19 protein-coding genes are annotated in these 24,545 nt (G+C 65.4%); 7 read left to right on the top strand and 12 right to left on the bottom strand.

Going from position 1 to position 24,545, the window contains the following annotated elements; translation table 11 throughout:
• Window positions 1-216: 216 nt before the first annotated feature.
• Window positions 217-615, bottom strand: a complete 399-nt coding sequence (locus tag AC05QJ_RS26865; RefSeq protein WP_476748016.1) for a universal stress protein — start codon at window positions 613-615, stop codon at window positions 217-219.
• Between the two features lie 201 nt (window positions 616-816).
• Between AC05QJ_RS26865 and AC05QJ_RS26860 the strand changes: the two genes are divergently transcribed.
• The 5 genes from AC05QJ_RS26860 (at window position 817) to AC05QJ_RS26840 (ending at window position 6,742) form a co-directional block, all read left to right on the top strand.
• Window positions 817-1,722, top strand: a complete 906-nt coding sequence (locus AC05QJ_RS26860) for a LysR family transcriptional regulator (protein WP_476744251.1) — start codon at window positions 817-819, stop codon at window positions 1,720-1,722.
• A 109-nt stretch (window positions 1,723-1,831) separates the two neighbouring features.
• Window positions 1,832-3,376, top strand: coding sequence for an MFS transporter (locus AC05QJ_RS26855; RefSeq protein WP_476744250.1), 1,545 nt, complete (start codon window positions 1,832-1,834; stop codon window positions 3,374-3,376).
• A 27-nt stretch (window positions 3,377-3,403) separates the two neighbouring features.
• Entirely contained in the window at window positions 3,404-4,465 is a 1,062-nt protein-coding gene (locus AC05QJ_RS26850) for an HlyD family secretion protein (protein ID WP_476744249.1), read from the top strand.
• On the top strand, window positions 4,462-5,901 hold the full coding sequence (locus AC05QJ_RS26845) for an efflux transporter outer membrane subunit (RefSeq protein ID WP_476744248.1): 1,440 nt from the start codon (window positions 4,462-4,464) through the stop codon (window positions 5,899-5,901). The genes AC05QJ_RS26850 and AC05QJ_RS26845 overlap by 4 nt, the downstream gene beginning before the upstream one ends.
• 46 nt (window positions 5,902-5,947) lie before the next feature.
• Window positions 5,948-6,742, top strand: a complete 795-nt coding sequence (locus AC05QJ_RS26840) for an SDR family NAD(P)-dependent oxidoreductase (protein WP_476744247.1) — start codon at window positions 5,948-5,950, stop codon at window positions 6,740-6,742.
• Between the two features lie 209 nt (window positions 6,743-6,951).
• On the opposite strand, the gene AC05QJ_RS26835 is transcribed toward AC05QJ_RS26840, so the two are convergent.
• The 3 genes from AC05QJ_RS26835 to AC05QJ_RS26825 all read right to left on the bottom strand — a co-directional run bounded on the left by AC05QJ_RS26835 (window position 6,952) and on the right by AC05QJ_RS26825 (window position 8,747).
• On the bottom strand, window positions 6,952-7,776 hold the full coding sequence (locus tag AC05QJ_RS26835) for an SDR family oxidoreductase (protein ID WP_476744246.1): 825 nt from the start codon (window positions 7,774-7,776) through the stop codon (window positions 6,952-6,954).
• Window positions 7,777-7,855: 79 nt separating this feature from the next.
• The gene (locus AC05QJ_RS26830; protein WP_476744245.1) at window positions 7,856-8,206 is read right to left on the bottom strand and encodes a thioredoxin domain-containing protein; all 351 of its coding nucleotides are present in this window, start codon (window positions 8,204-8,206) and stop codon (window positions 7,856-7,858) included.
• Window positions 8,207-8,282: 76 nt separating this feature from the next.
• The gene (locus AC05QJ_RS26825; protein WP_476744244.1) at window positions 8,283-8,747 is read right to left on the bottom strand and encodes a multidrug transporter; all 465 of its coding nucleotides are present in this window, start codon (window positions 8,745-8,747) and stop codon (window positions 8,283-8,285) included.
• Window positions 8,748-8,870: 123 nt separating this feature from the next.
• Between AC05QJ_RS26825 and AC05QJ_RS26820 the strand changes: the two genes are divergently transcribed.
• The gene (locus AC05QJ_RS26820) at window positions 8,871-11,732 is read left to right on the top strand and encodes an RHS repeat-associated core domain-containing protein (protein ID WP_476744243.1); all 2,862 of its coding nucleotides are present in this window, start codon (window positions 8,871-8,873) and stop codon (window positions 11,730-11,732) included.
• Between the two features lie 131 nt (window positions 11,733-11,863).
• On the opposite strand, the gene AC05QJ_RS26815 is transcribed toward AC05QJ_RS26820, so the two are convergent.
• Window positions 11,864-12,025, bottom strand: coding sequence for a hypothetical protein (locus AC05QJ_RS26815; RefSeq protein WP_476744242.1), 162 nt, complete (start codon window positions 12,023-12,025; stop codon window positions 11,864-11,866).
• A gap of 502 nt (window positions 12,026-12,527) precedes the next feature.
• On the opposite strand from AC05QJ_RS26815, the gene AC05QJ_RS26810 reads away from it, so the two are divergent.
• Window positions 12,528-15,380: an RHS repeat-associated core domain-containing protein gene (locus AC05QJ_RS26810; protein WP_476744241.1), complete on the top strand. Its 2,853-nt coding sequence runs from the start codon at window positions 12,528-12,530 to the stop codon at window positions 15,378-15,380.
• Between the two features lie 37 nt (window positions 15,381-15,417).
• Here the strand turns inward: AC05QJ_RS26810 and AC05QJ_RS26805 are convergent, their stop codons facing one another.
• The 7 genes from AC05QJ_RS26805 to algG form a co-directional block, all read right to left on the bottom strand.
• Window positions 15,418-16,869 (bottom strand): mannose-1-phosphate guanylyltransferase/mannose-6-phosphate isomerase, encoded by a 1,452-nt coding sequence (locus AC05QJ_RS26805; RefSeq protein WP_476744240.1) that lies wholly within the window; start codon window positions 16,867-16,869, stop codon window positions 15,418-15,420.
• A 37-nt stretch (window positions 16,870-16,906) separates the two neighbouring features.
• Window positions 16,907-17,563: an alginate O-acetyltransferase AlgF gene (locus AC05QJ_RS26800; protein ID WP_476744239.1), complete on the bottom strand. Its 657-nt coding sequence runs from the start codon at window positions 17,561-17,563 to the stop codon at window positions 16,907-16,909.
• Window positions 17,564-17,576: 13 nt separating this feature from the next.
• Complete coding sequence (locus AC05QJ_RS26795) at window positions 17,577-18,734, bottom strand: alginate O-acetyltransferase (RefSeq protein WP_476744238.1); 1,158 nt, start codon at window positions 18,732-18,734, stop codon at window positions 17,577-17,579.
• A gap of 11 nt (window positions 18,735-18,745) precedes the next feature.
• Window positions 18,746-20,203: an MBOAT family O-acyltransferase gene (locus AC05QJ_RS26790; RefSeq protein WP_476744237.1), complete on the bottom strand. Its 1,458-nt coding sequence runs from the start codon at window positions 20,201-20,203 to the stop codon at window positions 18,746-18,748.
• A gap of 209 nt (window positions 20,204-20,412) precedes the next feature.
• The gene (locus AC05QJ_RS26785) at window positions 20,413-21,507 is read right to left on the bottom strand and encodes a mannuronate-specific alginate lyase (protein ID WP_476744236.1); all 1,095 of its coding nucleotides are present in this window, start codon (window positions 21,505-21,507) and stop codon (window positions 20,413-20,415) included.
• A 7-nt stretch (window positions 21,508-21,514) separates the two neighbouring features.
• Window positions 21,515-22,957, bottom strand: a complete 1,443-nt coding sequence (locus AC05QJ_RS26780) for an alginate O-acetyltransferase (RefSeq protein WP_476744235.1) — start codon at window positions 22,955-22,957, stop codon at window positions 21,515-21,517.
• Window positions 22,958-22,968: 11 nt separating this feature from the next.
• Entirely contained in the window at window positions 22,969-24,531 is a 1,563-nt protein-coding gene (gene algG / locus AC05QJ_RS26775; protein WP_476744234.1) for a mannuronan 5-epimerase AlgG, read from the bottom strand.
• Window positions 24,532-24,545 lie beyond the last annotated feature (14 nt).

Here is a 24,545-nt window from a genome sequence, read left to right as displayed (position 1 = left end):
CGCCGCCCGCGCGGCGCATCGCCGGCAACGCCGGCTCCCACATTGGTTGCAACGTACCTATGTCTGTGAGGCCATAGTTGAGCGCCTTGTTTGTACGACTCGAACTCGAGTTGCCAAAACAGCTCCACAAACTGTGGGAGCCGGCGTTGCCGGCGATGCGCCGCGCGGGCGGCGCTCGATCTCAAGGGCGCTGAAGCCCCATCGACATGCACCCGCTTAACCGGCAGCACCCACCAGAACAGGACACCCGACCCGATCAATCACCTTGGCGCTCACCGACGGATCCAGCAGCCTGCCCAACCGCGACAGATGCCGGTGCCCCATGACGATCAACTCGCAGTCCAGCGCCTGCGCCTTGCCGACGATGGCCTCCACCGGCTCGGCCGCCACCACGCTGCCCTCGCAGGCAAACCCGCTGTCCCGCAGCGCCACCAGTGCCTCGTTTACCGCCCGCTCGGCCAGGTGCTGTTCTTCACAGGCCGCCGGGTATTCCTCTTCCTCACCCTGGGTATACGCCGCCGGACGCGGGTGCACGGCGAAGGTGGCGTCGATGGCCAGCAGCACATGCAGCCGATGCTGCTCCGGCCGGCAGTAGCGCCGGGCAAGGTCAAGCAGGCCGGTTCAGGCAGGGGAAGCGTCGATGGCGATCAGGACCGGGCGGGGCATGGGGAATCCTTGCAAAGGCGGAAGACAGGGCATTGTCGGCCCATCGCAAGCTGCGGATAAATGGCCTGGCACGCACGGGACCATTGCGCGAGACGCAATCCATCAAGCTGCTAAGATCGCGTTTTCATCACGTCTCACAGAGGCCCGGCCATGCAACTCCCGGACATGAACCTGCTCGTCGCCCTCGACGCCCTGCTCGACGAAGGCAGCGTGGTCGGTGCTGCCCAGCGCATGAACCTCAGCCCGGCGGCCATGAGCCGCACCCTCAGCCGCATCCGCGAAGCCCTCGGCGATCCGATCCTGGTGCGTGCCGGTCGCGGCCTGGTGCCGACGCCACGGGCACTGGCCCTGCAGGAGCAGGTGCGCACCCTGGTGGAACAGGCCGGGCAGGTGTTCCGCGGTGGCGACGAGGTGGACCTGCCGAGCCTGGACCGGGCCTTCAACATTCGCACCAATGACCTGTTCATCGCCCTCTACGGCGCGCAGTTGCTGCGCATGATGCACGAGCAGGCACCGCGCACGGTGCTGCGCTTCGTGCCGGAAAGCGGGGGCGACGACGATATCGTGCTGCGTGACGGCCGCACCGACCTGATCATCAGCTCCAGCATCGATCTGGGCCCGGAGATCAAGGTGCAGAGCCTGTTCCACACCATCTACGTCGGGCTGGCGCGGCGCGATCATCCGATCTTCGACGACGAGATCACCCCCGAGCGTTTCGCTGCCTATCCACAGATCAGCGTGTCGCGGCGCGGGCGGGCCAACGGGCCGATCGATGTCGAACTGGCCAACTTCAAGGTGCAGCGGCGGGTGGCGCTGATTACCCCGAGTTTCCACTCGGCGATGTTCTCGCTGCCGGCGTCGGACCTGATCCTGCCGATGCCCGCCAATATCCTCAACAGCGTGGCCCGGCTCGGTTTGCCGCTGCGTTCGTTCGAGATTCCGCTGCCCATGGAACGGGTCACGGTGATGCAGGCCTGGCACCCGCGCTTTCACAACGATCCGGCCCACCGCTGGCTGCGCCAGACCCTGAAAACCTGGTGCAGCGTCGATCCATGACCTGCGGATTGCGTCTGGCGCAATCGTAAACTGCCGAGAAGTCAGTTTTCGTCAGCATTCAGGGTTTTTAGACTCTCTCCAGTCAAATTGTTGCTGGAGATTTCTACTGATGACGTCCCTCATCGCGCCCCTTGCTGCGCCTGCCGCCGCCGCACCGCCGGCCGCCGCGCCCGCGCAACAGGCCTTCGGCCTGCGGGTGGTGATCGGGCTGTTCGGCGTGCTGCTGGCGGTGCTCTGCGCCGGGCTCAACGAGATGGTCACCAAGATCTCGCTGGCCGATATCCGCGGCGCCATGGCCATCGGCGCCGATGAAGGTGCCTGGCTGGTGGCGGTCTACGCCGCCGCCTCCGTGTCGGCCATGGCCTTCTCGCCGTGGCTGGCGACCACCTTTTCCCTGCGCCGCTTCACCCTCTGCGCCATCGGCCTGTTCGCGGTGCTCGGCCTGGTCCAGCCCTACGCCCCCGACCTGCACAGCCTGATGGTGCTGCGGGTGCTGCAAGGCCTGGCCTCCGGCGCGTTGCCACCGATGCTGATGAGCGTGGCCCTGCGCTTCCTGCCGCCCGGCATCAAGGTCTATGGCCTGGCCTGCTACGCCCTGACCGCCACCTTCGGCCCCAACCTGGGTACGCCGCTGGCCGGGCTGTGGACCGAGTACGTCGGCTGGCAGTGGTCGTTCTGGCAGATCATCCTGCCGTCGGCGCTGGCGATGTTCTGCGTCGGCTGGGGCCTGCCGCAGGACCCGCTGCGCCTGGAGCGCTTCCGCCAGCTCGACTGGCGCGGCGTCCTGCTCGGCCTGCCGGCCATAAGCTCGCTGGTGCTGGGCCTGAGCCTGGGCGACCGCTGGGGCTGGTTCGATTCGCTGCTGATCTGCTGGCTGCTGGGCGGCGGCCTGCTGTTGCTGGTGCTGTTCATGTTCAACGAATGGTCCGAGCCGCTGCCGTTCTTCCAGTTGCGCATGCTCGGCCGGCGCAACCTGAGTTTCGCCCTGGTGACCCTGGCCGGCGTGCTCATCGTGCTGTCGGCGGCCATCAGCATTCCGTCGGCGTACCTGGCCCAGGTCCAGGGCTATCGCCCGGCGCAGACCAGCCCGCTGATGCTGCTGGTGGCGATGCCGCAACTGATCTCGCTGCCGCTGGTGGCGGCGCTGTGCAACATCCGCGCAGTGGACTGCCGCTGGGTGTTGGCGACCGGTCTGGGGATGCTGGCGCTGGCCTGTATCGGTGGCACGCAACTGACCTCCGAGTGGATCCGCGACAACTTCTACGTGCTGCAACTGCTCCACGTGTTCGGCCAGCCAATGGCGGTGCTGCCGCTGCTGATGCTGTCCACCAACGGCATGAGCCCGCAGGAAGGCCCGTTCGCCTCGGCCTGGTTCAACACGGTCAAGGGCCTTGCGGCGGTGGTCGCCAGTGGCCTGCTGGATGCCCTGGGCACCGTGCGCCGGCATTTCCATTCCACCCACCTCACCGACAGCCTGGGCAATGCGCCCCTGCTTGACGACAGCGCCGCGAGCCTGGCCAGACGAATCCATGAACAGGCGCTGGTGCTGACCTCCGCCGACCTCTACCTGGTCATGGCCTGCATCGCCGTGGCCCTGATCTGCCTGATTCCTTTCGTGCCTACCCGGGTCTATCCACCGCGTGCGGTGGCCTGAGCCCGGATGAACCAGAGAATTTCGAACATGACCAACACCCGCAAGAACATCCTGATCGGCTCGGTGCTCGCCATCGCCGTCCTCGCTGCCATCGGCGGTCCGCACCTCTTGGGCAGCGACCACCGGCAGAGCACCAATGACGCCTACGTCAGCGCCGACTACACCGTGGTCGCGCCGAAGGTGGCCGGCTTCATCAAGGAGGTGCTGGTGGATGACAACCAGCAGGTCAAGGCCGGGCAGTTGCTGGCGACCCTCGATGACCGCGACTACCAGGCCGCGCTGGACGCCGCCCAGGCGCAACGGCTGGTAGCGCGTGCCCAGAGCGCCGATGCCCGCGCCACGCTGGAACGCCAGGCGGCGTTGATCGCCCAGGCCGAGGCCGCGCTCAAGGCTGCCCAGGCCGAAACCGCTTTCGCCAACCACGAAGTGACCCGCTACAGCCGTCTCGCCGAACAGGGCGCCGGCACCGTGCAGAACGCCCAGCAAGCACGCAGCCGGGTTGACCAGGCCAGTGCCCGGCAGAACAACGCCCAGGCCGCGCTGCTGGCGACGCGCAAGCAGGTGGACATTCTCGAGGCCCAGGTCGCCAGCGCCGACGGCCAGCTCAAGCGCGCCGAAGCCGGTGTGGAAAAAGCCAACCTGGACCTGTCCTACACCCGCATCGTCGCGCCGGTGGACGGCATGGTCGGCGAGCGTGCGCTGCGGGTCGGCGCCTACGTCAATCCGGGGGCGCGGCTGCTGTCGGTGGTGCCGCTGACCGAGGCCTACGTGGTCGGCAACTTCCAGGAAACCCAGCTGACCCATGTGCAGCCCGGCCAGCCGGTGAGCATCAGCGTCGATACCTTCTCCGGCGAAACCTTGCGCGGCCATGTGCAGAGCATCGCCCCGGCCACCGGCGTGACCTTTGCCGCCGTCAAACCGGACAACGCCACCGGCAACTTCACCAAGGTGGTGCAGCGGATCCCGGTGAAGATCGTCTTCGAGGCCGACCAGCCGTTGCTGGCGCGTCTGCGGGTGGGCATGTCGGTGGAAGCCAGCATCGACACCCAGGGCGACACCCTCAGCGGCAAGGAGGTCAGTGCACGATGAACAGCCTGTTCCGCTTGAGCCCGCTGCTGCTCGGCCTGGTGCTCGCCGGCTGTACTCTCGGCCCGGACTTCCGCCGGCCCGACGCCCAGGCACCGCAGGACTGGGCGCCGTTGCAGGGCGAAGCCGCTGCCAGCCAGCCGCAGGCCGAGCCACTGGACCCGCGCTGGTGGGAGAGCTTTCACGATGCTCGCCTCAGCGCGCTGATCCAGCGGGTCGCCGATAACAATCTCGACCTGCGCATGGCCAGCGCCCGCCTGCTGCAAAGCCGCGCCCAGCGCAGCAGCATCGCCGCCGACGAAACCCCGTCGCTCGGCCTGAACGCCGGCTACAGCCGTGCCCGCAACAGCGCCGAAGGCCTGAGCGACCCGTCGGGCAATGCCGGCAAGGCCGCCTACAACCTGTGGCAGGGCGATCTGGTAGCGGGCTGGGAACTCGACCTCTGGGGCCGTGTGCGACGCCAGGTGGAAGCGGCCGATGCCACCGTGGAGGTGGCCGAGAACGACCGCCGTGGCGTGCTGCTGGCGCTGCTGGCCGAGACGGCGGGCGACTACATCCAGTTGCGTGCGGTGCAGCACACCCTGGCCGTCACCCGCGACAACCTCGAGGTGGCCCGGCACAGCCTGAAGCTGTCCCGCGATCGTCAGGACCAGGGGGTTGCCACTCGTCTCGACGTGGCCCAGGCCAGCGCCCAGGTGGCGTCCATCGAAGCGCGGCTGCCGACCCTCGAAGCCCGGCAGGCCGACCTGATCAACGCCCTCGGCCTGCTCGCCGGCGAGCCGCCGCGCACGCTGCAGGCCGAGCTGCTGGACGCCGGTGAGTTGCCGGCGCCGCAACAACGCTTCGCCATCGGCGTGCCGTCGGAACTGGCCGAGCGCCGTCCGGACATCCGCCAGGCCGAGGCCCGTCTGCACGCGGCTACCGCGAGCATCGGCGTGGCCAAGGCGGACTTCTACCCGAGCATTCGCCTGTCCGGCAACGTCGGCTTCCAGGCTCTGCAACTGAGTGATTTCGGTGCCTGGGATTCGCGCCGCTTCGCCATCGGGCCGCAGGTGTCGCTGCCGATCTTCGAAGGCGGTCGCCTGCAAGGTGTGCTGGAGCTGCGCGAGGCGCAGCAGCAGGAAGCGGCGCTGCATTACCGCCAGGTGGTGCTGCGTGCCTGGCACGAAATCGACGATGTGCTACGCCTGTACAACGCCAGTCAGTTGCGTCGCGACCATCTGGCCGAGGCGGTGCGGCAGAACCGCGTCGCCCTGGAAACCGCCCAGCGCCAGTACGTGGAAGGCGCGGTGGACTTCCTCAACGTCCTCAGCGTGCAGGGCGCGCTGCTGGCCAGTGAAGAACAGTGGATCGACAGCTCGGCGGCGGTGTCACAGGCCCTGGTGGGGCTGTACAAGGCGCTGGGCGGAGGGTGGCAGGCGTTCGATCAGCCGACTTGAGCGCGCGCCCACAACAACGGTATTTCCAATCAGCCCGGAGGCCCCAATGCATATTTCCCTGAACGGTAAACGCGCCATCGTCAGCGGTTCCACCGCCGGCATCGGCCTGGCCATCGCCATCGGCCTGGCTGAAGCGGGCGCCGAGGTGGTACTCAACGGCCGCACCCAGGCGCGGGTAGACCAGGCCCTCAAGCAGGTGCGCGAGCGGGTGCCGGCGGCGCGGATCATCGGTGTGGCCGCCGACCTCGGTACGGTCGAGGGCGCCAGTGTTCTGTTCGAGCAGGTGCCGCAGACCGACATCCTGGTCAACAACCTGGGCATCTTCGAGCCCAAGGGCTTCTTCGAGATCAGCGATGACGACTGGCAGCGCTTCTTCGACGTCAACGTGATGAGCGCGGTGCGCCTGTCGCGGCATTACGCACCGGCCATGGCCGAGCGCAACTGGGGCCGGGTGCTGTTTCTGTCCAGCGAGTCGGCGCTGGAGATTCCTACCGAAATGGTCCACTACGGCACCACCAAGACTGCGCTGCTGGCGATCTCCCGCGGACTGGCAGAAACCCTTGCCGGCACCGGGGTGACGGTCAACGCCGTACTGCCGGGGCCTACCCGCTCGGAAGGCGTGGGTGATTTCTTTGCCGAAATGGCGAAAGAGCAAGGCGTGTCGGTGCAGGAAATGGAAGCCAGCTTCATTGCCGAACACCGGCCGAGTTCGATCATCCAGCGTCTGGCCACGGTGGAAGAAGTGGCGAACCTGGTGGTGTACCTGTCGTCGCGTCAGGCCAGTGCGACCACGGGCGCGGCGATGCGGGTGGATGGTGGTGTGGTGCGGGCGATTGCCTGAGCGGCAAAGTGCCCGGATCCTGTGCCTGGCACGAGCCTCGTAGGAGCGGCTTCAGCCGCGAATGGGCGCGAAGCGGCCATAGAACCTGTATTCCCGGTATTCCAGGAAAATCGCGGACTCAGGCTCTACGACGGCTGCGCCGCCGATCGCGGCTGAAGCCGCTCCCACGAGATGAGTGCCAGGCAACGAACTCGGGCATGTGTGTCGGCCTACAACACCCGATCCAGCCCGAATTTCTTCTTCAGCACCTTGTCCAGCAACCGCGTCGGCAAGAGGCCCGCCAACAGCGGCAGGGCCCGGCTGCCATTGCCCAGGCGCACCAGCGTCGGCGTCGGGCTCTGCTTCGCCGCCTTGAGCAATCCCTTGGCAAATTCGCTGGCCGGCGTCGGTTTGTCCTGCGAGGCCCGCGCCCGTGCGCGAATGCTCTCGCGCATCGGCCACCAGGCCGATTCCGGGGTCAGCAACTGCTCGGCTTCGTGCCCGGCGTTGCTGGCGAAGCTGGACTGGATCGCCCCCGGCTGCACTTCCATCACGCGGATACCGAACGGCGACAGTTCCAGGCGCAAGGCATCGCTCAAGGCATGCACCGCCGCCTTCGACGCACAATAGGCACCGGCGAACGGCGTCACCAGCACCCCGGACACACTGCCGATATTCACCACCAACCCACGGTTGCGCCGCAGCAATCCGAACAGCGCCCGGGTCACGCCTACCACGGCGAACACATTGGTCTCGAATTGCCGGCGCATGGCCTCGACCCCGCCATCGAGCAGCGGGCCCATGGCACCGTAGCCGGCGTTGTTGATTAGCACATCGAGGCCGCCGTGTGCGTAGTCGATCTCTTCGCCCAGGCGCTGCAGTGACTGAGGGTCGTTTACGTCCAGTTGGCGAGCCCGGAAGCCGGCGGCACCCAGCGCCGCGACATCCTCGGCCTTGCGCGCCGTGGCCCAGACTTCGTAGCCCGCGTTTCGAAAGGCGTCGGCCAGGGCGCGACCGATACCACTGGAGCAACCGGTGATGAGAGCGATGGGCATGAGGCGGTCCTTCGACAGAGGGAAGAAGGAGCGATCATACGGGATGTGTCCCTCTGCCGGGGCAGGGACGGTGCTTCGGCTAGTAGAGCCGGTGCAACGCTTTCCTGATCCTCTCCACCTTGTCGGTGCTGATGGTCTGGGGCTTGCCGGTGCTGGGCAGCAGTACTTGCGAGAGCAGAGGATTGATCTGCCACTGCGCGATGACTTCTGCCAGCTCGGGGTTGCGGATCTGCCGTTCACCGTGATCCACCGTGAAGTCGTAGAAGGCGAACTGCGGCATGGCCTGGGCCAGGGCCTCGATCCTCGGTTGCAGGTCAACGTACGGCGGGCAACTGGACGAACCGATCAGGATGATCCCTGGCCGTGCACGTTCGTCGCTTTCCAGAACCTCGGTGAGTGAGGTGAGCGCTTCCAGGTGGCAGACACTCATGGGCACCTCCTGCCGGTGTGGCGTATGGAGGCTCCATTAAATCCGCTACTGGCATTTTGCGATACTGACAAAAATGCTAGTTGGCGAAGCTGCCTTGCAGGTGTTCGGCGCGGAATTCCAGGGTTTGCGGGCGGTAGCCGGGACGCAGCGGCGGCAAGGGCAGACAGTCGCTCCAGCTGGCGCCGGCCTGGAGTTCGCCGGGGCCGCGATAGCGGGGCGCGGTGTAGGTGTTCTCGGCCAGATTGACCGCGTCGCCCGGGGCATAGGCGGCGACGCGCCAGCGCAGTTCCAGCAGTGGCACGTCGTTGCCGTTGTTCATCCGCACCCGCAGCGGCCGGCCGCCGGGGCATTCCTGCGGCGCGTAGTCCAGGCGCAGTTCCAGGCGCGCCAGTTGGCGAGCCTCACGATTGTCCAGCCAGACCACCCAGAGACCGACCATGGACAGGCCGAGCAACGCCGCGAGGGAAATGGGCAATGCCTTGGCCGGATAACGCAGCAGCAGGACCAGCCAGGTCAGGATGAGCAGAATGCCGATGAACATGACGGATACCGGTGTGAAAGGGTTCCTTGATCCTAGCGGCAAGGTGGGTGGCCTGTCATTTCTGTCAGGTGCTGGTCGCCGCCGCCGGCCTTAGAGTGAGGGGCCGTTTACGAGGCCCGAGCCATGCATGCCCATACCCCACATCTGACTGTCAGCGACCCCCGCGGCCTGGCCGTACGTTCGGTGAATTACTGCCGTGTTGTTCCTGGTACACCTGCGGAACTGCGGATTCACCACACCCGCTTCGACGCCCTTGGCCGCCAGGTCGAGCAGCGTGATCCGCGGCTGTGGGTGTTGCCACAGGCGCCGGCGAACCTGGCCACGGTCCATACGCTGTCGGGCCAGGTGCTGGGCACCGACGGGGTGGATAACGGCTGGCAGCGCCGCCTGCCCGGCGAAGCGCGGCAAATGATTCGGCAGTGGGATGGCCGGGGCAGCCAGCGCAGGGTCGAGTACGACGAACTGCTGCGCCCGCTGGCGATATTCGAGCAGCTGGAACAGCAGACGGAGCAGTGCAGCGAACGTCTGGCCTACGCCGATGGCAGCGTCGGACACAGCCAGCATAATCGCTGCGGGCGGCTGATCCGTCATGACGATCCGGCCGGTTCGCTGGAGCACTCGGCGTTCTCCCTGAAGGGCGAGGCTAGCATCCAGCGGCGGCGTTTTCTGGAGGCAACCGACTGGCCGGACTGGCCCGTTGACAGCGACGCCCGTGATGCCCTGCTGGAGCCCGGCGAGGGCGCGACCACACTCTGGCAGCACGGCCCTCTGGGCCAGGCGCTGGAGCAGACCGACGCTGGCGGCCATCGCCAGTCGTTTCACTCCAACCTGAGCGGCGAGCTGCATCAGGTGCGCTTGCAGCTGGCCGGTCAGCCGGTGAAAACCTTGCTGGAAGACGCCCGCTACAACGCCATGGCGCAGGTGCTGGAAGAAACCCTCGGCAACGGTGTTACCACCCGGCGCACCTATCGCGGTGAAGATGGTCGCATGCTCAGCCTCAGTGCCCGGCGCAAGAGTGGCGACATACTCCAGGACATCCATTACGACTACGATCCCGCCGGCAATGTCATCTCGCTGGAGGACCGCGCCCAACCGCTGCGCCACTTCGCCAACCAGCGTATCGAGCCACGCTGCGAGTACCGTTACGACAGCCTGTACCAACTGATCGAGGCGACCGGCTGGGAGGCCGGCGCAGCGAGCAAAGGACCGGGCACATTGAACGACCCGCAAGCGCGCTCCAACTACCGTCAGACGTACCGCTACGACGCGGGTGGCAACCTGCTGGACCTGACCCACGTCGGCGCGCAGTCCCACAGCCGGCGCCTGGGCGCTGCCCGCCACAGCAACCGCTGCCTGGCGTATATCAACGGTCGTCCGCCCAGCGACGAGGATTTCCTCGAGCGCTTCGACGCCAACGGCAACCTGCTGGCCCTGCAACCTGGAAGTCGCTTGCATTGGGATGTGCGCAACCAGCTGAGCGACGTGCAGCCCGTGAGCCGTAAGGACACTAGTAGCGACACCGAGCGCTACCACTACGATGCCGCCGGGCAGCGGGTGCGCAAGCGCCGTTCGACACAAGCCGCAGGCCGCAGCCTGCTCAGCGAAGTGCGTTACCTGTCTGGCCTGGAAGTGCATGAGAACCAGGCGAGTGGCGAACACCTGCAGGCCGTTACCGTTCAAGCCGGCACCTGCTCGGTGCGGGTGCTCCACTGGCTGGCCGGCCGCCCTGATGAAGTCGCACAGGACCAGCAGCGTTACAGCCTGACCGATCACCTGAGTTCCCATGCGCTGGAGCTGGACCAGAGTGCGTCGCTGATCAGCCACGAAGTGTTTCATCCGTTCGGCAGTACGGCCTGGTGGGCAGCGCGCAGCGACATCGAGGCGAGCTACAAGACCGTCCGCTACTCGGGCAAGGAGCGCGATATGACCGGCCTGTACTACTACGGCGCTCGCTATTACATGCCGTGGTTGCAGCGCTGGCTGAACCCGGATCCGGCGGGGGCGGCGGATGGGCTGAATCTCTTTCGGATGGTGAAAAATAGCCCCATATCGAACTTCGACCCCAATGGGCTGGAAACAAGGAAAACCCAGGAGCGTTGGCAAACCTTACTGCGCTCCTACAACAAGAGCATTGCCAGTGTGGCTCCAGGCATCGTCCGCGTTCGGCTCAGAGGCGGCCCTGAGTTGTTCGAGGCGGCGGGTTTCCAGTTAGGGGCACGTTTCTCAGGCGAGCGGATGCTGACTTATCTTTCGCTGGATCAAGGTTACCGAGGCAAAATCGCGGCGAATGACAGAGGCCGAACCGAGGTCTCGATAGCTACATTATCGGGTGGTGCGCTCACAACTCTGGCGAAAACCTCCAATACGGACTTCACCGCGTTCGTCAATGGCAGCTTCTTCAACTTCCGGAATATGGTTTCCTCCAGCGTGCCATCAGCCAGTGCAATTGGAGCCAGCCAGATTGATGGTGGCCCTGGACATGCGTTGCCAATACCAAGTGCCTATGACGACTGGTACACCAGCGTGACGATGTCAGATCAGTCTTACATTCATTCTGCTCCCCTATTGGCCTCGTCCGGTCGTGCGGTCTTTACCTCCGACAGGCTTGAGGAATCACGCTTTCGTTTTTCCAGGGAGACCAACCATCCCGGCTGGCTGAGCCATGCAGATCAACCCAATGTCCGCTCCGCGATCAGTCTGGCGGGGGCCCAGGGCGGTGCCAACAGAACCCGGCTGGTGGTGGGGCCGGCGATCGGGCGTGGTGAGGGGACAGGAGGCTACACCTTGCCAGAGTGGGCGCAGGTCTTGGCGCGTCTGGACCGCTTGAACCCGACACCAGGTCAGTCGGTGAACCTCGACGGTGGTTCTTCAAGCTTGCTGGGTGTGGTTAGCCGGTCTGGCTCTATTTTGACGCGAGGCGGGTATCTGGAGCCGGATGCCAAACCGGTAGCTAACTTCATCGCGTTTGCAAGGCGAGCCAGATGAGTGCAGCGGCGGTCGAATCGCGTAACGCGATTTGCTGACGGTGATTGCACTGGTGTCCGCCATCACCGGCGTTGAGCCATCGTCGGCCACGCCACAAAACGCCGCAGGGGCTATGACCCTGCGGCGCTGGCTCAGATCGGCATCGCCGTGGTGGACGCCGCCAGGGCGATCTTCAGGTAGGCCCGGACGATTTCCATCTCGACCATGGACGCGGTGAGCAACTCCTGGTGTTCGGGGATGGGTTGCCGGGGCAGGAGCCAGGCTTTGTTGTGGGCGCTGTTGATGAACTCCATCGCTTTGTGGATGGCCTCGTCATGGGTGACGCCGGGGCGGATGGAGGCGATGAGGGGGGATCGGGGACCAGCTTTTTCATGGTGTAGCTCCCAATGAGTGCATGGAGCCACTACCTCTCGCTGCTAAACGATAGGGTGGCGGCTGTACGCGGGTTAGCAGACCGAGACATTGGGAAAACCCGGCGCACCCGAAGGTGCCCACACGCACAGCCGCCATGACAGGTTGCTGATGGGTTCTCGTATTGGAGTCGGACTGCTAATCCGGTCGCTGATTTGGCAACGACGCGGTGAGCCTAGGCAGCGATTCCACAGAGCGCAACAAGCTGGCAGGGCTGGGGAGTATGCTTGGGAAATTGCCTACAAGAAAGTCGGAGATCAGGGGAGGTTTGCTGGTTTCAAGCGACGCCACTCGCCTGAAAAATCCCGGTTGCCTGATATTTTTGTCAGGTGCCGGCCGCCGCCGTCGGCAGTAGAGTGAGGGTTCGTTGCCGAGGCCTGAACCATGCACGCGCAGACCCCTCATCTCACCGTCGTCGATCCTCGCGGCCTGGCCGTGCGGGCGCTGGACTACCACCGCGACACGCCCGGCACCGTGGCTGCGTTGCGGGTTCACCACACCCGCTTCGACGCCCGTGGCCGGCAGGTCGAGCAGCGCGATCCGCGGCTGTGGGCGCTGCCCCAGGCGCCGGCGAACCTGACCGCCGTTCACTCGCTGTCGGGGCAGGTGCTGGCCAGCGACGGGGTGGACGATGGCATGGGCCGTAGTCTCTCGAACGAGGCGGGGCAGGTCGTGCGGCAGTGGGACGGACGGGGCAGCCAGCGGGTACTGGCCTACGACGAACTGCAGCGTCCGGTGGCGGTGTTCGAGCAACTGGCGGGCCAGCCCTTGTTGTGCAGCGAACGCCTTACCTATGCCGACGGCAGCGCCGAACACGCCGCCTACAACCGCTGTGGACGCCTGCTGCGGCATGACGATCCCGCAGGCACACACCTGGGGGCGGCGTTCTCGCTGACGGGCGAGGCGAGCCGCGAGCGCCGGCGCTTTCTGGCCTCGAGCGAGTGGCCGGACTGGCCCGAGGATGTGGACGCCCGCGATGCCTTGCTGGAGCCGGGCGAAGGCGCTTCGACCGATTGGCGCCATGGCCCGCTGGGTGAAGCGCTGGAACTGGTCGATGCCGGTGGCCACTGCCAGCGCTTCACGTTCAACCTCAGCGGCGAGTTGCGGCAGGTTGGCTTGCAGGTGGCAGGGCAGGCGCTGCGAACGGTGCTCAACGATGCCCGCTACAGCGCCTCGGGGAAGGTGCTCGAAGAACGCCTTGGCAACGGCGTGACCACCCGACTGACCTACCGCGCGCAAGACGGTCAGTTGCTCAGCCTGGTGGCCTGTCGCGACACCGGGGAAACGCTTCAGGACCTCCGCTACAGCTACGATCCGGCAGGCAATCTCACCTCGCAGGAAGACCGTGTCCAGCCCGTGCGCCATTTCGCCAACCAGCGTATCGAACCGCGTTGCGACTACCGCTACGACAGCCTGTATCAGCTGATCGAAGCGACCGGCTGGGAAGCGGGTGCGGCGAGCCGAGGGCCTGGCTCACTCAACGATCCACAGGCCCGTTCCAACTACCGGCAGACCTATCGCTACGATGCTGGCGGCAATCTGCTGGAACTGATCCATGTCGGCGCGCAGGCCCACGGGCGGATCCTGACGGCGGCCCGCCACAGCAATCGCTGCCTGGAGATGATCGATGGACAGCCTCCCGGCGACGACGACTTTCTCCAGCGCTTCGATGCCAACGGCAACCTGCTGGAGCTGCAGCCGGGTCGCCGGCTTCACTGGGATGTGCGCAGCCAGTTGAGCGAGGTCCATCCGGTGACCCGCGACGGTGCCGCCAACGACACCGAGCACTACCACTACGATGCCGCCGGCCAGCGCGTGCGCAAAGGGTCCAGGGTGCAAATGGCGGGCCGCAGCCTGCACCGCGAGGTGCGTTACCTGCCGAGCCTGGAAGTTCACGACAGGGCGGCGACTGGCGAGCGCTTTCAGGTCATCGCCGTGCAGGCTGGCACCTGCGGTGTGCGGGTGCTGCACTGGCTGGCCGGGCAGCCGGACGACATGCCTCAGGACCAGCACCGCTACGGCCTGACCGATCACCTGGGGTCGAGCGCGCTGGAGCTGGACGCGAGCGCGGCGTTGATCAGCCACGAGCGGTATTACCCGTTTGGCGAGACGGCCTGGTTGGCCGGGCAGGGTGACGTCGAGGCGGGCTACAAGACCATTCGCTATTGCGGCAAGGAGCGTGATGCGACCGGCCTGTATTACTACGGTGCGCGGTACTACGTGCCCTGGTTGCAGCGCTGGTTGAATGCGGACCCGGCGGGTGCGGTGGAGGGGCTGAACCTGTTCCGCATGGTCAGGAACAACCCGCTGACCCGCATCGATCCCGATGGCCGGGACTCACGCCGGGCACGGGAGCGCTGGGCGTTCGCCATTCAGAATGCTCGCGAGCTGGGGACGCCGGTATCGGTCAGGCAGGTCGTACCGGGCATCATTCTGGTAAGGATCAGGGCCTCGACCGAGCTGTTCCAGCGGATGGGCTTCGACCTGAAGAATCTCCACACACCGACGCGGCGGCTTTCGTACCTGTCGATCGGCTCCGGGTACAAGGGCAAGATCGCGGCGCAGAAAAGCGACACCACGGCGCTGTACAACAACACCCCGTCAAACATCACGCTAATCGCACGAACCCACGAGCGGGCGCATACCGCCTACATCAATGGCGGCTATTTCGATGTGTTCAAAAAGGCGCCCATTGGCGACACCAAAATCGATGGCAAGCTGCGCGCTTCGTTGCCAGTGCCTGGCGACTACAAACCGGCCTACCAGAAGCTGAAGATGGACGATGGCTCTTTCATTCACACGGCACCCGGCCTGGTCTTGGACGGGAGCAATATGTTCCCGAAAGGGCGTTTGAAGAACCCGCTGTTTCAGTTCGACCTGCGAAAGAATCATGCGGGCTGGCTCGCGCATGCTGGAGATCCCAATCCTCGCTCTGCCATCGCTTTGCCGAAAGCTGGCGACAGCGCCGGGCGTGTCCGGCTTGCCGTGGGGCTGAACGTCGGCGGGAAAGATGACCGGGGTCCGACCAGCAGTGGCTACACGATGCCGGAGTGGGCGAACGTGATGATGCGACTGGACCGCATCAATGGCCAGCGCGGGCTGGCCTACAACCTGGATGGCGGCGGTTCGAGCATGCTCGGGGTGGTGAGCAGCGCAGGCGAGTCTCTGGTGAAGGTGCAGGGCTGGGAGGTCAGGTCGGTGAGCAATTTCATCGCCTACTACACCCGCAAGTCATGACGACAGCCCGGCCTGCGCCGGGCTGTCGCATCGGGTGTTACTGCGCGATCGTCTTGATCGACACCCCGCGTTCGATCGGCGTCGAGCGGCCGTAGATGTCTTCGAAACGCTCGATGTCGTCCTCGCCTAGGTAGCTGCCCGACTGCACCTCGATGATTTCCAGCGGGATCTTGCCGGGGTTGCGCAGGCGGTGGATCGAGGCGATCGGGATGTAGGTGGACTGGTTCTCGGTGAGCAGGAACACGTTCTCGTCACAGGTCACTTCGGCGGTGCCGGACACCACGATCCAGTGCTCGGCGCGGTGGTGGTGCATCTGCAGCGACAGGCTGGCGCCCGGCTTGACGGTGATGTGCTTGACCTGGAAACGCCCGCCCATGTCCACCGAGTCGTAGGAACCCCACGGTCGGTAGACCTCGCAGTGGGTCTGGGTTTCGCTGCGGCCCTGGGCGTCGAGGGTGTTGACCAGTTGCTTGACGCCCTGAACCTTGTCCTTGTGGGCGATCATCATGGCGTCCTTGGTTTCCACCACGACGATGTTCTCCAGGCCGATCACCGACACCAGCTTGCCGTTGCCGTGGATCATGCAGTTGTGGCTGTCCTGCACCACCACGTCGCCCTTGGTGACGTTGCCGTTGTCGTCCTTGGGGTGCACGTCCCACAACGACGACCAGCAGCCTACGTCGCTCCAGCCCGCCGACAGTGGCACCACGCAGGCGCGCTGGGTCTTTTCCATCACCGCGTAGTCGATGGAGTTGTCCGGGCAGCAGGCGAAGGTGGCTTCGTCGATGGTGAGGGCATCGCCGTCTTCCTGGCTGCGTTCCAGGGTGAGCAGGCAGGTGTCGTAGATGTCCGGGTCGTGCTTTTTCAGTTCTTCGAGGAAGCGGCTGGCGCGGAACAGGAACATGCCGCTGTTCCAGAAGTAACCACCGGCCTGGACGAATTCGCGGGCGCGTTTTTCATCGGGTTTTTCCACGAACTGCGCGACCCGGCTGACGCCTTCGGGCAGCAGTGCATCCTGGCTGGAGCGGATGTAGCCGTAGCCGGTTTCCGGTTTGGTGGCGGGGATGCCGAACAGCACCATCTCGCCGCGCTCGGCGGCCACGGTGGCCAGGGCCAGGGCGCGTTGCAGGGCCTTCTGGTCGTCGATCACATGGTCGGCCGGCAGCACCAGCATCAGCTCGTCGCGGCCTTCGTTGACCAGTTTCATGGCGCTCAGGGCCACCGCCGGTGCGGTGTTGCGGCCAAAGGGCTCCATCAGTATGGCCTGGGTCTCCAGGTTGAGGTTGCCGAGCTGCTCGTTGACGATGAAACGGTGGTCCTTGTTGCAGACCACGATGGGGGTGTCCATGCCGTCGAACACCAGGCGCGACAGGGTCTGCTGGAACAGTGTGTGTTCACCGGTCAGGGCCAGGAATTGCTTGGGGAATTGCTTGCGCGACAGTGGCCACAGACGCGAACCGTTACCGCCGGACAGGATGACTGGAATCATGGTTGTTCTCCGAATCGTTCAATAGGGGGCAGTGGGATCAACGGGTGGAAACCGGGCGCTTGACCCAGACCGGCGACAGGTTGCTGCCGGAGCCGGTGACGTAGAGCACCGCCGCTTCGCCGCGTTCGAGGGCGACCGGTTTGAGGTCGCCGACTTTCTTGTCGCCTTCGTACAGCGCCAGGCTGACCTTGACCGGGTTGATCTCGCGTTCGCCACGGCCGTTGGCGGCCACGGGCTTGACCACTTCGGTCTTGCCGTCGGCGGTTTTCAGGGTCAGGGACTGGTCGCTCAGGTTCTGTACGCGCACCAGGGATTTCTGCTTGTTGCGAAACGGCGGTTCTTCCACCAGTTGCGGCTTGCCGCCGGCGTGGTTGACCAGGGTGTAGTAATGGTCGGCGGCCAGTTTCACCGGCAGCGTGGCGCTGCCCACCTTGGCGCTGTAGTCACCCTGGGGCATGAAGCTGAAGTCGCTGCTGGCCAGGGCGCCGACCTGGTTGATCGGGGTGTTGCCGACGGTGGCTTCCACCGGCTGGTTGGTGGCGTTGTACAGGCGCACGAAGGTCGAGCCTTTGGGCGCGGTCGGGCCGTAGAGCGCGGCGTCGGCGCCGGCCCAGGCCTGCAGCGAGGCCAGGGTCAGGCCGGCGGCCAGGGCGAAGGTCTTGGCGATACGGTGCTTGGAAGTGTGCAAGGTCATGTGCGTTTCCTCTTCAGTGTTCCGTCCGATGGGACGACAGGGCCAGCTCTTGATTGGCATTGCGGGTTTGCTTCAGTTGCGCGATCCAGTCCGGATCGAACGCGCTGAGGTCGTTTTTGATGGGCAGATAGCGCTCAGGGAATTCCCACACCAGCAGTTGTGGCGGGGCGTTCTTGAATTCATCGCTTTGCAGGTACTTGAGCATCGGCAGGATCGGGCCGTGGCCGTCTTCGGCGTAGTTGGCGACGTCGCTGCGCAGGGCCTGCTGCAAGGCACCGAGGAAGTTCCAGTTGGGGTTGGCGCTGTAGCTGGTGCCCACCAGCGCCACGGGGATCTGCTTGTCGGCGAACAGCGCGTCGTCGCCTTCGCTGCCGGTGTCGGCTGCGCGGGTGCTGCGTTTCTGCAGCAGGTCCGGCTTGGGCAGCAGGTCGCTGAACAGCGGGTCGAGCGGCAGGAAGTTGGTCAGGTCGCCCTTGTACGGCGCTTGCTGTTCATTCTCGGTGACGAAGGTCTGGGGTTCGCCGTTGAGCAGGGTCTGCCGGGCCACGGCCTCGGCCAGTTGCTGGGCGGCGACTTCGGCGCCCATCGGCGTCCAGTGGCTGTCGGTGCGCAGGAACACCTGGCCGCGGGCCTTGGCCGCCTGCAGCGGGCCGAACAGGTCGGGGGCGAAGATGTTGGCCTGGCGGGCCTGGGCGTGGAAGGCGTTGTAGAGGTCATCGTGCAGGCTGGCCGGAGCCTGCTCGCCGATGTACTCGGGGTAGACCCGCGCCTTGGCCGGGATGATCGCCAGTACCAGCTCGACACCGTGCTGGCGCAGGGTGTCGCGCACGCCCCGGAGCAGGGCGAGGTTCTCGGCCTGGGTCTGTTCGGCCCTGGCCGAAGGCTTGAATTCCTCGTCGCTGAACAGCCACTGCTCGCGGCCCAGGACCACGCCGGGACGGCCTTCGTTGAACAGCTTGAAGTCCAGCGCCGCCCACAGGTTGGTGCCGATGCGCTTGAGCGGGAACTGCTCGTCGTAGTGGGTTTCGGCGGCCTTGGCCAGCTTGCCGTCGAGCAGGCTCATCTGCGCCGTGCGCTGGAAGCCGCCGAGCCCGCCGAGGGACCACAGGCCCAGCGCCAGCAATAGCGCGAGGAACAGCAGGGAGTAGAGGATGCGTAATGATCGGGTCATGGTCGGCTCGCTCAGAACTGGAAGTAGAGGAAGGGCGAGTAGCTCTGTGCCGAGAGCTTGAGGATCGAGGCCACGAACAGCAGCAGCACCAGCACGCGGGTGGCCTGCAGGCGCAGGTCCAGGCCGACGCTGCCGTCGTGGTGGACCACCACGGGGCTGGCCTTGGCGGTGGGCTTGGCGTTGCGGTAGAAGTCGCGCAGGCCGAACCAGGCCAGGGTGAGGTAGGCCAGTACCAGGGTCGCCACTTGCAGGCCGGTGAGGCTGGCGCGGTTGAGCTCGGAGAGGTTCCAGTCACCGAGGCTGAACATGGCGGCGTACATGCGGCCGGCCACGTGCAGGTTTTCGGCGCGGAAGATCACCCAGCCGATCACCACCAGCAGGAAGGTGAAGGCCCATTTGACCGGGTTGAAGCGTTGCGGGTTGGTGTCGATGCCCAGCGCCCGTTCGATCGCCAGCCACATGCCGTGCCAGGCGCCCCAGAGGATGTAGGTGAAGTTGGCGCCGTGCCACAGGCCGCCCAGCAGCATGGTCAGGAACAGGTTGCGGTAGGTGGCGAAGGTGCCGCCGCGGTTGCCGCCGAGGGTGATGTACAGGTAGTCGCGCAGCCAGGTGGACAGGCTGATGTGCCAGCGCCGCCAGAACTCGGTGATCGACTGGCTGATGTACGGCTGCTTGAAGTTCTCCATGAAGCGGAAGCCCATCATCAGGCCCAGGCCGATGGCCATGTCGCTGTAGCCGGAGAAGTCGAAGTACAGCTGCGCGGTGTAGGCCAGGGCGCCGAGCCAGGCGTCGCCCGTGGTGGGGTTTTCCAGGGCGAAGCAGTGGTCGGCCACCACCGCCAGGGTGTCGGCGATGAACACCTTCTTGATGAAGCCCTGCATGAAGCGGGTGCAGCCTTCGGCGAACTTGTCGACGGTGTGGGTGCGGTGGTTGAACTGGTCGGCCAGGTCCTTGAAGCGCAGCACGGGGCCGGCGATCAGGTGCGGGAAGATCGCGACGAAGGCGGCGAAATCGATCAGGTTGCGGGTGGCCGGGGTGTCGCCGCGGTACACGTCGATGATGTAGCTGATGGACTCGAAGATGTAGAACGAGATCCCGATCGGCAGCAGCACATGGGTGAGGATGAACGGCTCCAGGCCGAACGAGGTCATGATCGCGTTGATGCTGTCGACGCCGAAGTTGGCGTACTTGAAGTAACCGAGGATGCACAGGTCCACCGCCACGCCGAGCAGCAGCCAGCGCTGGGCGGGCTTGGTGCGCACGCCGGCGGCGCCGACTTTCAGGCCGATCCAGTAGTTCCACAGGGTGACGCCGGCGAACAGGGCGAGGAAGTCCACCCGCCACCAGGCGTAGAACAGGTAGCTGGCCAGCAGTAGCAGCAGGTTGCGATAGCGTTGCCCGCTCAGGTAGTACAGGCCGAGGAAGGTCGGCAAAAACAGGAACAGGAACACGTTGGACGAAAAGACCATCCCGGTTCTCCTTGTTGTTCAAGCATCCGGGGCAACAGCGCCCCCCAAACCCCCCGGCCGTTTGGCTGGGGGAAACCGATATCTCAAGATCAGTGCTGTCCCTGTGGGAGCTGGCCTTGCCAGCGATAGGGCCAGCAGGTTCAGCAGTGCGGGCCGCTCGGGCCTCATCGCTGGCAAGGCCAGCTCCCACAGGTATTGTGTCCGGGCCGTTATTTGCGCTCGGCCCCCGGGTCATACACCCGCGTCACATCCCCACCGAGGCGGAAGCTGTTGAACGGTTGCATGTCGTGGCGGCGCTTCTGCACCTCGGCGCTGCAGGCGTAGAGGCTGCACCACGGCTCCAGCCACACGTACTTGGTCTTGACCCGCAGGTCGTCCATGTCCTGGTCTTCGCCGGTCTTGCGCTCGAACGCCCGCGGGTCCTTCGAGCCTGTCAGCACCCGCTCGCCCAGACGCTTGAGTGCCTGGTCGTTCTCGCCACGCAGGTCCACGCCGTTGGCCTGGGCGAAGCTGGCGATCATCGCCAGCGGCGGCAGGGCATAGTTGTGGTAGGCGAGGGCGCGTTGCTTGCGCTTGAGTTCGTTGGGCAGATAGCCCTGCTCGTCGACCTGGTTGGCGCCGATGCGGTATTCCTTCACGGCCCAGTCGAACAGGTCGCGGCGGTCGGTGACCACGGCAGTGGACATCACCGACCAGGCCGCCCAGTAGCTGTGGTTGTTGATCTTGGCCAGCGGCAGGTTGCTCCAGTCTCTGACCACCTGGTCGGCCAGGCGACCGAACCATTTCTCGATTTCCTCGGCTTCGGCCTGGTGCGCCGCCAGCGGCCGCGCGTTGGAGAACTTCAGTTGCAGCCAGGCCGAACTGAGGCTGCCCAGCGCCCATTTGCGCATGGACTTGCCGGTGTGGTTGAAGTCCTTCGACAGCAGCGCATCGGCCCGCGCCCAGGTGGTCAGCCAGGACAGCGCGCAGTCCAGCTGGCGCGGGCGACCGTCGCGCAGGTAGCGGGTCACCTGCTGGCTGACGCCGCGCTCAAGGGTGGTGATGCTCGCGGTGGAGTCCCGGAAGGCTTTGTCGGCGCTGGCGTTGAAGGTCGAGCGCGCCGAGTCCGAGCCTTCGTACTTGCTGCGAAATTGCAGCTTGCCGGTATAGGGCACGGGCACGGCGTCGCACGTGAAGTCGCCGTCGCCGCTCTTGAGCTTTTCGATACCCGCGCCATAGCCGGCCGGCGGCACCAGACCGGCGGCCATGGCCTGGCCGCAGAGCCCGAGCAGGAGCGCGCTGGTGATCATGCTGAGTCTGTTCATGCTGTCCTCACAGTCCCGCCTGGGCGGTTTGCTGGCCGGTCGCGGCGAAGTTGCCGCGTTTGCACAGGCTGGCCTGGACTTTCTGGCTGCCTTGTTCCGGGCCCTGGAGTTCCACCGCCAGCACGGTCTGCCCGGCCCAGTCCTCGTCTTCGCGCAACTGAAAGACGAAGCGGCCATCGGTGTCGGAGGTGGTCGGCTTGTCGATCTTCAGGTCTTCGTGGCGTCCGTTGAGGTACCAGAGGGTGGCCTGGAGGGTCTTGACCGAGGTGTCCTCGAAGCGGATGTCGAGCTGGTGGTTGCGGTTGGTCAGGTCCTTGATCACGCCATTGCGACCGTTGACCATCAGCTCGTTCTTGCCGGGCTTGAGGGTGGCGCTGGCGCTCATCTGTGCCGGCTTGCCCTCGCAGCCGTTGTCGAGCAGGGCGAGCATCTGCCGCCAGATGCTTTCCTGGTTCAGCGGGTACAGCGGCGAGAATTCCCAGATCAGGATCTTCGGCGGGTTCTTCTGGAACTCCTCACTGCCCAGGTACTGGATCATCGAGCCCTCGAGGCCGCCGCCGGGGAAGGCGACGTTGAGTACGTCGGCGCCGATGTACTGCTCCAGGAAGCCGGAGAAGTTGTAGTTCTTGCCGCTGTGGCTGGTGCCGACCAGGGTGATCTGCGCGTTGCCGGAATCGCCGAACAGGTCGTCTCCGCCGCTCTCGCCCTTGGGCTGGGTGGCGAACTGGTCCATGTACTGCACCGCATAGCTGGTGCCGCACAGCTGGCCGGCGACGTTGTGCAGGGTGCCGGTCTTGCCCATGCGCCCGGATTTCTGCGTCTCGAATTCCTTGCGTGGCACGCCTTCGAAGGCCGGCATGTTGTGCACCGTCTCGGCAACGATCTTGGCTGCGCGCTCGGCGCCGTAGGGCGTCCAGTGCTGGTCGCCGCGGAAGTAGAAATCCTTGCCCTGGTCGGCGGCGGCCAGTTGCTCGTTGGTCAGCGGCGACAGGTCGGGAACGTTGTAGCCCATGTCACTGAAGCGCTGGAGCATGGCCTGGTAGTTGCGCAGAGCTTTCTGGTAGTCGAAGGCGGCTTTCTCGGCGGGTTCGAGCATGTTGCGGTTCACCAGGCCGCGGGTCGGCTGGTAGACCACCACCAGCTCGACGCCACGGGCCTTGAAGGCGTCGTGCAACTGGCGCAGGCGCTTGTAGCCGGCCGGTGTGGTGTCGAACTCGGTGCGCAGGTCTTCGCGGGTACGGAACAGCCAGTCGCCCTTGGCCTGCACCAGGGTGGTGAAGTTCTGCTGGTAGCGCGTGGTGTAGCGGCTGGCGTCGTGGGCTTCGGGGCACAGCTGGCAGCAGGGCTCGGCGCTGAAGCTCGGCGCCTTGACCTCGTCGGCGCGCACGCCGTTGCTGATGGCCAGCAGGGCGGCGCTCAGGCCGAGCAGTTTCAGTACGTGTGGGGTCATGTCGGGCTTCCTCAATCCAGCAGTTCGGTCTGGCGTTCGACCGGGTCGATCAGTACGGCTTTCTGCTGACGCACCATCAGGTCGAGAATCTCGTCCTGACGCTCGCCCAGCACACCGGAAAAACTGATGCCGCTGGCCTTGCTCGGGGCCAGCATGGACACGCGGTAGAGCTCGACGCTCAGCGGCGAGTCGATGGACAGCGGGCCGCTGCCGTTGGCCGCCAGCTCGCCACCCACCAGGATCAGCGAGACCTTGGTGTCGAAGGGGTCGAGGGCGATGTCGCGGTCGGTGTCGGACAGGTCCTTGATGTGCCCGTACACGCCCACCAGGCCGTTGGCCATGGCGAGGTTTTCGTACAGGCGGATGTTCACGCTGTTGCGCACGCGGATGCCGTGGCGGCGGTTGCTGATCAGCTTGTTGCCCCAGATCAGGTTGTCGCCGCTCTCGTACAGCGTGATGCCGTCGGTGTGGTTGCGGTAGATCTCGTTGTAGGCGATCAGGTTGTTGACGCTGTTGCGATCGATCACCACGCCGGAGAGTTTGTTGTCGAAACTCTTGTTGTTGATGATCCAGCTGTCGTTGACCTCGCGGGAGATGATGATCCCGTGCTTCTTCTTCGTGCCGTGCACGGTGTTGCCGGCAATGATCAGGCGGTGCGAGCGGTCGTGGGGGTCGATGCCGTAGACGATGTTGTCGCGGTAGGTGCTGTCCTTGACCACGAAGTCGCTGGTCTCGTAGCAGTAGAAGCCGTACCACATGTCGCTGAAGGTCGAGCCGACGATCCAGCCGGTAGGTTCGGCGCGGCCCATCTGCCTGGCCATGTTCGGCGTGTACTGCGAGATGCTCACACCGTAGGACTTGCTCTTGGCGTAGCCGAAGCTGGCCATGGTGCTGTTGACGATGTAGGTCTCGGTGCCGCCCCACGACAGCAGGAACGGCCGGAACTCATCGGGCTTGCGGAAGGTGGCCGGGCCGTTGTCCGCCTCGCGCCAGCCGATGACCCGGGTGTCGCTGACCAGCAGCTTGCCGTCGTTGACCAGGAACGAGCCGCCTTCCTGGGACAGGCGCAGTTCCTTGACCTTGCCGTCGATTTCCAGGGTGGCGCCGTGGCCGACCACGATGGGCAGCCGCGCCAGGAACACGCCGGGGGCGACTTCGCGCACGGTGTCGTCCGGTACTTTCTTCGCCAGCTCCGTGAAGTCCACGTGGCCGCCGTCGATGAAGATCGCCCGGGGAATCCCGCGCTGGCGGGCGACCCATTCGGCGCCCTTGTTGTCGCCGCCGATGAACTCCTTGAGGGTGTTCTCCTGCAGCATGCGGCGCACCGAGACCTTGCCCTTGTGGCGGCGGTCGATCTTGTTGCGTGCGGCCTCGGCGGTGTAGCCGCTGAGGTCGGGAAGCTTGGGCGGGTCCAGGTGCAGCGGCTCCACTGGCGCGCTGCTGACGGTGTAGGTCTTGGCCTGTTGCAGTTCCTTGGCCACCGGGGCCGCCTGGCCATTGGCCTGGGCGATGCCGGCGGCCAGCAGCAGGGTGCCGGCCAGCAGGACGTGGAGCCTGTTCGGGTGAAGGTTCATGTCAGTGCTCTCCG

The sequence above is a fragment of the Pseudomonas sp. TUM25319 genome, assembly GCF_056388475.1.
This window is presented reverse-complemented; position numbering and strand designations above follow the sequence as displayed.

Bases quoted from the DNA above. Each gene is read 5' to 3' on its own strand.
- AC05QJ_RS26860 (WP_476744251.1), top strand. From the start codon at position 817: ATGCAACTCCCGGACATGAACCTGCTCGTCGCCCTCGACGCCCTGCTC.
- AC05QJ_RS26855 (WP_476744250.1), top strand. From the start codon at position 1,832: ATGACGTCCCTCATCGCGCCCCTTGCTGCGCCTGCCGCCGCCGCACCG.
- AC05QJ_RS26850 (WP_476744249.1), top strand. From the start codon at position 3,404: ATGACCAACACCCGCAAGAACATCCTGATCGGCTCGGTGCTCGCCATC.
- AC05QJ_RS26845 (WP_476744248.1), top strand. From the start codon at position 4,462: ATGAACAGCCTGTTCCGCTTGAGCCCGCTGCTGCTCGGCCTGGTGCTC.
- AC05QJ_RS26840 (WP_476744247.1), top strand. From the start codon at position 5,948: ATGCATATTTCCCTGAACGGTAAACGCGCCATCGTCAGCGGTTCCACC.
- AC05QJ_RS26835 (WP_476744246.1), bottom strand. From the start codon at position 7,776: ATGCCCATCGCTCTCATCACCGGTTGCTCCAGTGGTATCGGTCGCGCC.
- AC05QJ_RS26830 (WP_476744245.1), bottom strand. From the start codon at position 8,206: ATGAGTGTCTGCCACCTGGAAGCGCTCACCTCACTCACCGAGGTTCTG.
- AC05QJ_RS26825 (WP_476744244.1), bottom strand. From the start codon at position 8,747: ATGTTCATCGGCATTCTGCTCATCCTGACCTGGCTGGTCCTGCTGCTG.
- AC05QJ_RS26820 (WP_476744243.1), top strand. From the start codon at position 8,871: ATGCATGCCCATACCCCACATCTGACTGTCAGCGACCCCCGCGGCCTG.
- AC05QJ_RS26815 (WP_476744242.1), bottom strand. From the start codon at position 12,025: ATGGAGTTCATCAACAGCGCCCACAACAAAGCCTGGCTCCTGCCCCGG.
- AC05QJ_RS26810 (WP_476744241.1), top strand. From the start codon at position 12,528: ATGCACGCGCAGACCCCTCATCTCACCGTCGTCGATCCTCGCGGCCTG.
- AC05QJ_RS26805 (WP_476744240.1), bottom strand. From the start codon at position 16,869: ATGATTCCAGTCATCCTGTCCGGCGGTAACGGTTCGCGTCTGTGGCCA.
- AC05QJ_RS26800 (WP_476744239.1), bottom strand. From the start codon at position 17,563: ATGACCTTGCACACTTCCAAGCACCGTATCGCCAAGACCTTCGCCCTG.
- AC05QJ_RS26795 (WP_476744238.1), bottom strand. From the start codon at position 18,734: ATGACCCGATCATTACGCATCCTCTACTCCCTGCTGTTCCTCGCGCTA.
- AC05QJ_RS26790 (WP_476744237.1), bottom strand. From the start codon at position 20,203: ATGGTCTTTTCGTCCAACGTGTTCCTGTTCCTGTTTTTGCCGACCTTC.
- AC05QJ_RS26785 (WP_476744236.1), bottom strand. From the start codon at position 21,507: ATGAACAGACTCAGCATGATCACCAGCGCGCTCCTGCTCGGGCTCTGC.
- AC05QJ_RS26780 (WP_476744235.1), bottom strand. From the start codon at position 22,957: ATGACCCCACACGTACTGAAACTGCTCGGCCTGAGCGCCGCCCTGCTG.
- algG (WP_476744234.1), bottom strand. From the start codon at position 24,531: ATGAACCTTCACCCGAACAGGCTCCACGTCCTGCTGGCCGGCACCCTG.